This window comes from Pseudomonas corrugata, assembly GCF_001269905.1.
GTDB lineage: Bacteria > Pseudomonadota > Gammaproteobacteria > Pseudomonadales > Pseudomonadaceae > Aquipseudomonas > Aquipseudomonas corrugata.
In genome coordinates, this window is record NZ_LHVK01000016.1 from 1 (window position 1) to 12,726 (window position 12,726).

At 64.4% G+C, this 12,726-nt stretch carries 1 protein-coding gene; it reads right to left on the bottom strand.

Translation table 11 applies throughout. The annotated features are described in order from the left end of the window. Positions 1–12,726, bottom strand: a 12,726-nt coding sequence (locus tag AD665_RS21865) for a non-ribosomal peptide synthetase (RefSeq protein ID WP_155514789.1), incomplete at both ends; no start/stop codon positions are given.

Below are 12,726 nucleotides of genomic sequence, written 5' to 3' on the forward strand. Positions count from 1 at the left end.
ACGCTTGAGCGCTTCGCCGGCCACGTTGACCGTATCGACGCCATCGCTCAAACCACCGGATTCCAACAGCGCCTTGAGCGCCGACGGCACGGTGTTGATCAGGGTGATGTCGTGCTCGCCCTGTTGCAGTTCCAGCACATTAGTGACCACCTCGATGCTGCCGCCGCTAGTCAACGGCGCGAAGCACTCGTAGACCGCCAGGTCGAAGTTCAGCGAGGTCGAGAACAGGGTTTTCGACAGGGTTTGCGCATCGAACGACCGATGGGCCCAAGTCAGGAAGTTCACCGTGTTGCGGTGCTCGATCATCACGCCTTTCGGCAAACCGGTGGAACCGGAGGTGTAGATCACGTAGGCCAGATGCGCCGACGTCAGGCCATCGACCTGCGGATTGGGCGCCGCCTCGTCCTGCCAGATGCCTTTGTCGAGATCGATCAACGGGATTGCCGTCTCGCCCAGCAAGCCACGTGTGGCCGTCTGCACCAGGATCGCCGCCGGAGCACTGTCCTCCAGCATGTAGGCAATCCGATCCACCGGATAGGCCGGATCCAGTGGCACGTAACCGCCACCGGCTTTCAGGATCGCCAGCAACCCAACGACCATGTCCAGACCACGCTCGACGCAGATCGCCACCCGCGAGTCCGGCTGCACACCCTGCTTGCGCAGGTAATGGGCCAACCGGTTGGCGAGTCCATTGAGTTCGCGATAGTTGAGCTGGTGCCGGCCATGACGCACCGCCAGCGCATCCGGCGTGCGCCGCACCTGGTCCTCGAACAAGCCGTGAATGGTCTGTTCCAGTGGATACTCGGCGTCAGTGGCGTTGAACGCCACCAGCAATTGCTCGCGCTCGTCGGCAGGTACAATCGACAACTCGCGCAACGGCGCGTCAGGTGCATGCTCCAGCGCCTGCACCAGGCTCTCCAGCGCCCTATGCATGTAGCCGCAGACACGTCGCGCACCCACTTCGACCACCGCCTGGGCCGTCAGCAGGAAACCTTCGCCGAGGTCGTCGACGTTCAGGCACAACGGGTAGTTGGTCCGCTCTTCCATGCCCAGGGTGTGAATCCCGTGCCAGGCCGAGATGGCCTGCTCGGACGCGGCTTCACCGGCGCTGTGCCGATAGTTCAACAGCGTGCTGAATAATGGAAGCGAGGCCGGTACGCCGCTGCAACGCTGGGCCAAGGCCAGGGAAGCATGTTCATGCCCCAGCAATCCGCTCAACCGGGCGTGGGTGGCCTTCACGCCTGTACGGACGTCGGTTTGCCCCACACTCACCCGCAGCGGCAAGGTGTTGATAAACATCCCCAGCGCCCGGTCTGCACCGTCGCCGCCCTGCATCCGGCCCATCAGTACGGTGCCGAACACCACTTCTTCACGCCCTGAGACGCGCCCGACTACCTGGCCCCAGGCCAGGTGGACCAGGCTCGCCGCACTCACCCCGAGCTGACGGGCCTGCGCCCGCAAGCGCTGGGCCAATGCCGCATCCACGCCTTGTTGCACTTCTTCGATGCCACTGCCGTCGCCCTGCACATTCAGCAGACCGAACGGCAACGTCGGTTCGTCGATGTCACCCAGCATGTCGCGGAAGAACGCTTCGTGCTGTTCGCGACTCACGCCCAACCGGGCCTGGGCGACATGATTGCGGTACGGCACAGCCGGTGCGAGCAGCTCTGCCTGGTCCAGCAGGCTGGCCTGCATTTCATGCACCACCACCTCAAGGGCGGTGTGGTCCAGCGCCACGTGATGGAACAGCAGCATGCCGACCCAACGCTGGTTCGCCAGATCCTGGGCATAGGCCAGCCGCATCAACGGTGCCTGGGCAATGTCGAGGCGGTAGTGACGCGGGTCGAAGCGTTCGTGCAACTGTTGCACTGCATCGCCCGCCGCCGGATCCAGCCCGATTTCTTCAAGGGCCAGCGTCGCGTGGCGCCAGACCACCTGCACCGGTGACTCCAGGCCCTGCCAGGCCATGCTGGTGCGCAGGATATCGTTACGCGACACCACGCTCTGCAAAGCCTGGGCAAAGGCTTGCAGGCGCTCGCGACTGTCAAAGCCGAACATCACCTGCAACACGTAGGGGTCGCCCTGTTCCGCGGCCAGGTGATGGTAGAGAATGCCTTCCTGCAACGGCGCCAGGGCATAGATGTCCTGCACGTTGGCGACGCCGCCAGGCACTGCGGCCACGATCCGGTCGATGGCCTCCTGGTCCAGATCGGCCAGGGGCAACATGTCCGGGGTGATTCGCGTGCAGCCAGCAGGAATGAGGTTGGTCGGCACCACGACGTCTGCGTGTCCGCCGACCGCAGCAGCCAGCGCAGCCAATGTCGGCTGGCCGAACAGCACCCGCACATCGGCGGACAGATCGACCTGGCGCATGCGCTCGATCAACTTCACCGCCAGCAGCGAATGACCGCCCAATTCGAAGAAGTTGTCGTGGCGCCCCACTCGTTCGAGCTTGAGCAAATCCTGCCAGATCCGGGCAATGGCGCTTTCCACTTCTCCTTGCGGGGCTTCGTATTCACGGCTGATCACCGCCGACTGATCCGGCGCCGGCAAGGCCTTGCGGTCCAGCTTGCCGTTGGTGGTCAGCGGGAAAGCTTCCAGCAGCACGAAGGCGCTCGGCACCATGTAGTCCGCCAGCGAGCCCAGCAGCTGGGTACGCAGTTCAGCCGCGGACGGTTGGGCATTTTCCCCGGCAATCACGTAGGCCACCAGACGCTTGTCGCCCGTCTCGTCCTCGCGGGCGATGACCACCGCCTCGCTGACCCCTTCGCAAGCCGCCAGCGCTGCTTCGATCTCGCCCAGTTCGATACGGAAACCACGGATCTTCACCTGGTCATCGTTACGGCCAAGGTATTCGATGCTGCCATCGGCCAGCCAACGACCCAGGTCGCCCGTCTTGTACATCCGTGCGTTCGGCTCATTGCTGAAGGGGTTCTTCAGGAAACGCTCGGCGGTCAGCTCGGCGCGGTTCAGGTAACCGCGGCTGACGCCCGCGCCACCGACGTACATCTCACCCACTACGCCGACCGGTACCGGCTCGCGTTGAGCATCGAGCACGTACAGCTGCAGATCGGGAATGCGTCCGCCAATCGGGCTGACGCCGACCAACTGCGCATCCGCCGCACACAGTGCACGATAGGTCACGTGTACGGTGGTTTCGGTGATGCCGTACATGTTCACCAGTTGCGTGCCGGCATTGATTGCCCGGGCGTACCATTGCTTGAGGATGCCGGTTTCCAAGGCCTCGCCACCGAAGATCACCTGGCGCAGGCTGTGGCTCAGGTCGCTCTCACCCTGGGCCGCGATCAACTGGCGGAATGCGCTTGGCGTCTGGTTGAGGATGGTCACCCCGGCCTCGCACAACAGCGAGTAGCATTCCTGCGGCGAACGGCTGACCAGTTGCGGTACGACCAACAGGCGGCCGCCGTGGGTCAGTGCCCCCCAGATTTCCCAGACCGAGAAGTCGAAGGCGAAGGAATGGAACAGCGCCCAGACGTCTTGCGGGCCGAAGTCGAACCACGGCTGGGTGGCCGAGAACAGCCGCGCGACGTTGCGGTGCTCGACCATCACGCCCTTGGGCAAGCCGGTCGAACCCGAGGTGTAGATCACATAGGCCAGATGGCTGGAGTCGAGCCCCTTCACCTGCGGATTGCGCACGGACTGGTCCTGCCAGTCGCGACCATCGAGATCAACCACAGGAAGCGAAATGTCGGCCAACAAGCGACGTGTCGCGGTCTGCGCCAACACCGCAACCGGCGCACTGTCCTGCAACAGATAGGCGAGGCGTTCGGCCGGATAGGCCGGATCCAGCGGCACATAACCGGCGCCCGCCTTGAGGATGCCCAACAGGCCGATCATCATGTCCAGGCCACGCTCGACACAGATCGCCACCCGATCATCCGGGCGGATGCCCAGGGACAGCAAATGGTGCGCGAGCTGGTTGGCCCGGGCGTTGAGTTCGCCGTAGCTCAGCGTCCGGCTCTCGAACACCACCGCCACGGCATCAGGTTGTGCCGCGGCCTGGGCCTCGAACTGCCCATGAATCAGGGCATTGTCGGGGTAAGCCACCTCCGAAGCATTCCAGGTTTCCAGCAGTTGTCGGCGCTCGGCCGGCGGCAGGATCTGCAACTCGCCCAATGGCGCCAGGGGCGATTGTTCCAGCGCCTCCAGCAAATGCTCCAGCACACATTGCACATAGCCGCAGACACGCCCTGCGCCGATCGACGACTCGGCCATGACGGTCAAGTTGAAACCTTCGCCCAGGTCATCCACCGACAGCGTCAGCGGATAATTGGTCCGCTCTTCGCCGCCCAGTACCTGGATACCCTCCCAGGCCGCGATGGCTTCGCTGGAGGCCGTTTGCGCCCCGAGATGGCGATAGTTCAGCAGCGCGCTGAACAACGGTGCCGGCGCGGTCACGCCGCTGCAACGCTGGGCCAGGACCAGCGAGGCATGCTCATGGCCGAGCAAAGCGGTCAAGCGTGCATGGGTCGCCTTGACCCCGGCACGTACACCCTGCGTGCCCAGTTCCACCCGCAACGGCAAGGTGTTGATGAACATCCCCAGTGCCCGGTCGGCGCCCTCGCCGCCCTGCATCCGGCCCAGCAACACGGTGCCGAACACGACGTCGTCCTTGCCCGAGACACGACCCAGCACCTGCGCCCAGGCCAGGTGATACAGGCTGGCGGCGCTCACCCCGAGTTGACGGGCCTGCGCCCGCAAGCGCTGGCTGAACGCTCCATCGACCGGCTGGCGGACTTCTTCGATCCCACGTCCGTCGCCCTGCACATCCTGCAGGCCGAACGGCAACGTCGGCTCGGTCACATCGCCCAGCATCTCGCGGAAGAATCCTTCGTGTTCTTCGCGGCTGATGCCCAGACGGGCCTGGGCTACGTAGTTGCGATACGGCACCGAGGCTGCCAGCAGATGCTCGCGCCCCATCACATGGGCTTCGATTTCCGCCGTGAGCATGGCCAGGGACGTCGCGTCGTCGACCATGTGGTGGAACAGCAGCATGCCGACCCAGCGATTGTTCGCCACGTCTTCGGCATAGCCGATGCGCATCATCGGCGCCTGGCGGATGTCCAGGCGATAATGCCGTGGGTCCAGGTGCTCGCGCAGTTGTTGCGCGATATCTCCCGCCGCCGGGTCCAGCACAATCTCATCGAGCCCCAGTCGGGCCTCGCGCCAGACCACCTGTACCGGCTCGTCGAGCCCTTCCCAGACCACACCGGTGCGCAGGATATCGTGGCGAGAAACCACGCCTTGCAACGCCCTGGCGAAGTCGTCCACCCGGGCGCGGCTGTCGTAGGCAAACTGGACATATTGCAGATAGGGGTCGCCCTGGGCCGCAGCGAGGTGGTGATACAGAATCCCCTCCTGCAAGGGTGCCAGGGCGTAGATGTCCTGCACGTTGCGTACACCGCCCGGCACCGACGCGACGACGCGGTCGATACCGTCCTGGTCCAGATCGACCAGGGGCAACATGTCCGGTGTGATCCGTGTGCAGTCGGCGGGAATGAGGTTGGCCGGCACCACGATTTCGCGCACGCCGCCTACGGCCGCCGCCAATGCCGCCAGCGTTGGCTGGCCGAACAGTACGCGGACGTCGGCAGCCAGGTCGATCTGGCGCATGCGCTCGACCAGCTTCACTGCCAGCAGCGAATGGCCGCCCATTTCAAAGAAATGGTCATGACGGCCGACCTGCTCCACCTGCAGCAGGTCTTGCCAGATCCGCGCAATCGCTGTCTCGACCTCGCCTTGGGGCGCCTCGTATTCGCGGGTCACCACCGAGGACTGGTCGGGCACCGGTAAGGCCTTGCGGTCCAGCTTACCGTTGGTGGTCAGCGGGAATACCGTCAACATCACGAACGCACTGGGCACCATGTATTCCGCGAGAGAACCCAACAGTTCGGCGCGCAGCTCGGCCGCCGACGGTGGCTCACCCTCTTGGGCAATCACATAGGCCACCAGGCGCTGGTCACCCGGGGTGTCCTGGCGCGCCAGGACCACGGCTTCACGCACGCCGCTGCAGGCGGCCAGCTTGGCCTCGATCTCGCCCAACTCGATACGGAAACCACGGATCTTCACCTGGTCATCGTTACGCCCGAGGTATTCGATACTGCCGTCCGCCAGCCAGCGACCGAGGTCACCGGTCTTGTACAGGCGGGCATTCGGCTCATCGCTGAAGGGGTTGTCGAGGAAGCGCTCGGCCGTCAGTTCATCGCGATTCAGATAACCGCGGCTCACACCCGCGCCACCGACGTACATTTCGCCGACCACACCGACCGGCACGGGTTCGCGTTGGGCGTCGAGCACATACAACTGCAAGTCAGGAATGCGTTTGCCGATGGGGCTGACGCCGGTCAGTTGGGCATCGGCGACACACAACGCACGGTAGGTCACATGCACGGTGGTTTCGGTGATGCCATACATGTTCACCAGTTGCGTGCGGGCATTGGCTTGACGAGCGTACCAGGGCTTGAGGATCCCGGTTTCCAGCGCTTCGCCGCCGAAGATCACCTGCCGCAGGCTGTGGTCCAGGTCGCTCTCGCCCTGGGCCGCGATCAACTGGCGGAACGCGCTCGGCGTCTGGTTGAGGATGGTCACCCCGGCCTCGCACAGCAGCGCATAGCAGTATTGCGGCGAGCGGCTGACCAGTTGCGGCACCACCAGCAGGCGTCCGCCGTGGGTCAATGCGCCCCAGATTTCCCAGACCGAGAAATCGAAGGCGAAGGAATGGAACAGTGCCCAGACGTCTTGCGGGCCGAAATCGAACCACGGCTGGGTGGCCGAGAACAACCGCGCGACGTTGCGGTGTTCGACCATCACGCCTTTGGGCAAGCCGGTCGAGCCGGAGGTGTAGATCACATAGGCCAGGTGACTGGCCCCAAGGCCCGGCACATCCGGGTTATGCCGTGGCTGCTGCTCCATTTCGCTGGCTTCGAGCGGATCGAGCAGCACGGTCGGCACGCTCAATGGCGGCAGGGTTTCACACCACTCACGCTGGGTTACCAGCGCCACCGGGCGGCTGTCGTGCAGCATGTAGGCGATGCGTTCCGCCGGATAGGCCGGGTCCAGCGGCACGTAGCCCGCCCCCGCCTTGAGGATGCCCAACAGGCCGACGATCATGTCCAGGCCGCGCTCGACACAGATCGCTACCCGGTCGTCCGGACGAATACCCACGGCCAACAGGCTGTGGGCCAACTGGTTCGCGCGGGCATTGAGTTGACCGTAGGTCAGCGTCTGGTCTTCATGGACCACCGCCACGGCGTCCGGCTGGGCCATTGCCCAGGCTTCGAATTGACGATGGATCAGGGCGTCTGCGGCATATTCGGCATCCCGGGTGTTCCAGGTTTCCAGCAACTGCCGGCGTTCAGCTGGCGGCAGGACCGTCAAGGCGTGCAGCGCAGTGTGCGGCGCTTGCTCCAGGGCGGTGACCAGACTGTCCAGTGCCATCTGCATGTAACCGCAGATGCGTGCGGCACCGATCGAGGTATCGACCAGGGCCGTGAGGGAGAAACCTTCCCCGAGATCATCGACGTTAAGGGTCAGCGGGTAGTTGGTACGTTCGTCACCATTGAGCGCCTCGATCCCGTTCCAGGCCGTGAGGGCGTCCTGGGTCACCTCGGCGGCGCTGTGCCGGTAGTTGAGCAAGGCGCTGAACAGCGGCGTCGGCGCCGCCACGCCACTGCAGCGCTGGGCCAGCGCCAGGGAGGCATGTTCATGGCCCAGCAAATCCGTCAATCGGGCGTGGGTCGCCTTGACCCCGGTACGAACATCCTGGGCGCCCACGTCCACGCGCAACGGCAAGGTGTTGATGAACATCCCCAGCGCCCGGTCGGCCCCCTCGCCGCCCTGCATCCGGCCCAGCAATACCGTGCCGAACACCACCTGCTGGCTGCCGGACACCTTGCCCAGCACTTGCGCCCAGGCCAGGTGCACCAGGCTGGCGGCGCTGACGCCCAATTGCCGGGCCTGGGCCCGCAGGCGCCTGGACAGTTCGAGATCCACCGGCTCGCGGACCTCATCGATGCCATGACCATCCCCCTGCACATCCTGCAAGCCGAAGGGCAGTGTTGGCTCATCGATATCGCCGAGCATGTCGCGGAAGAACGCCTCGTGCTCCGCCTCGCTCGCACCCAGTCGTGCCTGGGCCACATAGTTGCGATAAGGCATCGCTGCACCCAACTGCTCGCCTTGTCCCAGCAGGTGCAATTGCATTTCATGCTGCATCACATCCAGCGCGGTGTGGTCCAGCGCCATGTGATGGAACAGCAGGATCGCCACCCAGCGGTCCTGGGCTTCGTCCTGGCTGTAGACCAGTTGCAACATCGGTGCACGGCGCAGGTCCAGCCGGTAGTGGCGCGCATCGAAGCGGCTTGCCAGTTGCGTGGCGACATCGCCGGCCGTGGCATCGGCTTCGAAGCGTTGCGGCTCCAGCTTCACCTGGCGCCAGACCAACTGCAGCGGTTCGTCCAGGCCTTCCCAGGCCACGCTGGTGCGCAGGATATCGTGGCGGTCGATCACCACCTGCAACGCCTCGACGAATGCCTCGAAGCGTCCGAGGCTATCAAAAGCGAACTGCGACTGGAGCACGTAGGGATCGCCCTGCTCCGCCGCCAGGTGGTGATAGAGAATCCCTTCCTGCAACGGCGCCAACGGGTAGATGTCCTGCACATTACGGGCACCGCCCGGCACGGTCGCCACGATCTGGTCGATCGTGTCCTGGGTCAGGTTGACCAGCGGCAACAGCTCCGGAGTGATGTGTTCACAATCCAGCGGAATCAGGTTATCGGGAACCGCAATTTCTTTGCCACTGCCCACCGCCGCGGCCAGCGCGGCCAGGGTTGGCTGACTGAACAGCACGCGCACATCGGCACTCAGACCGGCCTGGCGCATGCGCTCGATCAGGGTCACCGCCAGCAGCGAATGACCGCCCAGTTCGAAGAAGTGATCGTGGCGACCGATCTGCTCGACCTTGAGCAGCTCGGCCCAGAGCCGGGCCAGGGTGGTTTCGATCTCGCCCTGCGGGGCTTCGTATTCGCGACTGGCATAGGCCTCGGCGTCCGGTGCCGGCAGTGCGCGACGGTCCAGCTTGCCGTTGGCGGTCAATGGGAAGAATGGCAGCACCACAAAAGCGCTGGGGACCATGTACTCGGCCAGCGTGCTGGCCAGTTGGCTACGCAGCTCGTGTACCGACAGGGTGATGTCCGCTTCCGGAATCACATAACCCACCAGGCGTTTCGGCCCGGCTTCGTCCTGGCGCGCCAGCACCACGGCGTCTTTCACGCCGGCGCACTGGGCCAACCGGGCCTCGATCTCGCCCAGTTCAATACGGAAGCCACGGATCTTCACCTGATCGTCGTTACGCCCCAGGTAATCCACGGCGCCGTCGGCACGCCAGCGCGCCAGGTCGCCGGTGCGGTAGAGCAAAGCCGCCGGATCGGCGCTGAACGGGTCGGCGACGAACTTCTCGGCGGTCAGTTCCGGACGGTTCAGGTAACCAAGGGCTACACCGTCACCACCAATGTACAGCTCGCCCGCCACACCCACCGGCACGGGTTGCTGTTGGGCGTCCAGCACATAGACCCGACTGTTGCCGACGGGACGACCAATCGGAATCCCCCCCTCGCCCACGGTACGGATTTCGTGCGTGGTGGTGAACGTGGTCGCTTCCGTCGGGCCATAGCCGTTGAGCAGATGCTGCGGTGCGCCATCTTTCAGGACGCGACCGATCACCGCCGGATCCAGCACGTCGCCACCCACGATCAGGTAGCGCAGCTGTTTGAACACTGGCAGCAGGCCGTCGGCGTACTGATGGAACAGGCCGGCGGTCATCCACAACACGCTGACCGATTGCTCGGTCAACAACGCCGCGAACCGCTCCTGGGATAGCAACACATCCTGCTCGACCACCACCACGCAACCGCCATTGAGCAGCGGCGCCCAGACGTCGAGCGTACTGGCGTCGAAGGCCGGGTTCGAAGCGAACGCCACCCGGTCCTGCTCGTTGAAGTCGGCATAACCGTTGTTGATCACCAAGCGGTTGATCGCCCGATGCGGCACCAGCACACCCTTCGGTGTGCCGGTAGAGCCCGAGGTGTACATGATGTAGGCAACCGATTCGGCGCTCTGCGTCAGGTCGAGATTTGCGGGTGCTTCATCCAGCACCACGCAATCCAGGTCGACACGCACAGGGCCTCGCGTCGCGGTCGTGGCACTCAGGGTCAGCAGCACCCGCGCCCCGCTGTCTTCAACCATGAACTGCTGGCGTTCCAGAGGCGCGTGGATATCCAGCGGCACAAAGGCGGCGGCGCATTTGAGCACCGCCAGTTGGCTGACCAACAGTTCAAGAGAGCGCTCCAGCAAAATCGCCACGCGCTCCCCCGGCTGTACGCCCAGGCCGACCAGATGACGGGCCAGGCGATTGGCCCGGTCGTTCAGCTCGGTGTAGGTCAGGCTGTGCTCGTCATGCACTGCCGCCAGCGCCTCGGGATTGGCCCGCACCCGTGCCTCGAACAGACAATGGACGGTCCTGTCCTGCGGATAGCTGCGGGTGGTGGCATTGAATTCCACCAGCAGTTGACGACGCTCGGCCGACGGCAGGACCACTACGCTGCTCAATGGCGTCTGTGGTGCCTGCTCCAACGCAGACACCAGGTTCTCCAGCACCACGTTCATGTAAGCGCAGATCCGCTGCGCACCGATCTGCGGCAGCGCTAGCGCGGTCAGGTGGAAATCTTCGCCCAGGTCGTCCACCGACAGGGTCAGCGGATAGTTGGTGCGCTCTTCGTTGCTCAGGATCTCGATACCGTTCCAGGCCGCCAATGCATCGGCCGAAGTCACATCCGCGCTGCTGTGCCGATAGTTGAGCAAGGCACTGAACAGCGGCATCGGCGCGACCACGCCGCTGCAACGCTGGGCCAGGGCCAGGGACGCATGCTCATGACCCAGCAGGCCGGTCAACCGGGCATGTGCGGCCTTGGTACTGCCGCGCACATCCTGATCGCCCACGTCCAGCCGAAGCGGCAAGGTGTTGATGAACATGCCCAATGCATGCTCAGCACCGTCGCCACCCTGCATCCGGCCCATCAACACAGTGCCGAATACTACGTCCTGTTTGCCGGACACCTGGCTCAGCACCCGCGCCCAGGCCAGGTGATGCAGGCTCGCCGCACTCACGCCCAACGTCCGGGCCTGGGCCCGCAGGCGGCGACTCAGGTCTGCGCAAAGGTGCAACCCGGCCTCCTCGATATCGCTGCCGTCGCCGCGCACATCCTGCACACCGAAGGGCAGCGTCGGTTCGTCGATGTCGCCGAGCATGTCGCGGAAGAATGCTTCATGTTCCTCGCGGCTGACACCCAGGCGGGCCTGAGCCACGTAGTTACGGAACGGTGCCGCTTCACCCAATTGATCGCCCTGGCCCAGCAGATGCGCCTGTATTTCGTGGCGCACCACTTCCAGTGCCGTGTGATCCAGTGCCATGTGATGGAACAGCAACAGCGCGACCCAGCGCTGGTTGGCCGGGTCATGGGCAAAGGCAATGCGCATCAGCGGTGCCTGTTGCATGTCGAGACGGTAATGCAGTGTGTCGAAGCGCTCGCGCAGCTGTCCGGCGATATCCCCCGCCTCGGCGGCCAGCACCACCTCCTCGACCGCCAGCTGCGCTTTGCGCCAGACCACTTGCACCGGCTCGTCCAGGCCTTCCCAGACCACCGACGTACGCAGGATGTCATGGCGATCGATCACCGCCTGCAGCGCATGGGCAAATGCGTCCAGGCGCTCATGGTCGGTGACGGTGAATGTCGCCTGCAACACATAGGGGTCACCAGTGGCCGCTGCAATGTGGTGGTAGAGAATGCCTTCCTGCAACGGTGCCAGAGGATAGATGTCCTGCACATTGCGCGCACCACCCGGCACCGTCGCGACGATGCGGTCGATAGCCTGCTGGTCCAGAGCGACCAGCGGCAGCATCGACGGCGTGATCCGAGTGCTCCCCAACAGAATGCCGTTGTCCGGCACCTCGACATCGCGACCGCTACCGACCGCGGCGGCCAGCGCCATCAAGGTCGGCTGACCAAACAGCACACGGATGTCCGCCGACCAGCCGAGCTGGCGCATGCGCCCGATCAGGCTGACGGCCAGCAGCGAATGGCCGCCCAGCTCGAAGAAGTGGTCGTGACGCCCCACTTGTTGCAGGCCCAACAGGTCCTGCCAGATCTGCGCCAGGGCGATTTCAGTCTCACCTTGTGGCGCTTCGTAGCCGCGGGTGATGAGCGCATCGTGTTCCGGCGCCGGCAAGGCCTTGCGGTCGAGCTTGCCGTTGGGGGTCAGGGGCAGTGCATCAAGCTGCACGTAGGCCACCGGGACCATATAGGCCGGCAATTGCGCTTGCAGATGGCTGCGCAGGATCTCAATGTCCACCGCTTCGGATTGAGTGAAATAAGCCACCAGGCGCTTGTCGCCCGGCACGTCTTCACGGGCCAGCACCACCGCTTCTTTCACAGCGTCATGTTGGGCAAGCTTGGCTTCGATCTCGCCCAGTTCGATGCGGAAACCCCGGATCTTCACCTGGTCGTCGTTACGGCCCAGGTATTCGATGTTGCCGTCCGGGAGATAACGGCCGAGGTCGCCGGTCTTGTACATCCGGGCATTGGGTGAACAGCTGAAGGGATCGCTGAGGAAACGCTCGGCGGTCAGGTCATCACGATTGAGATAACCACG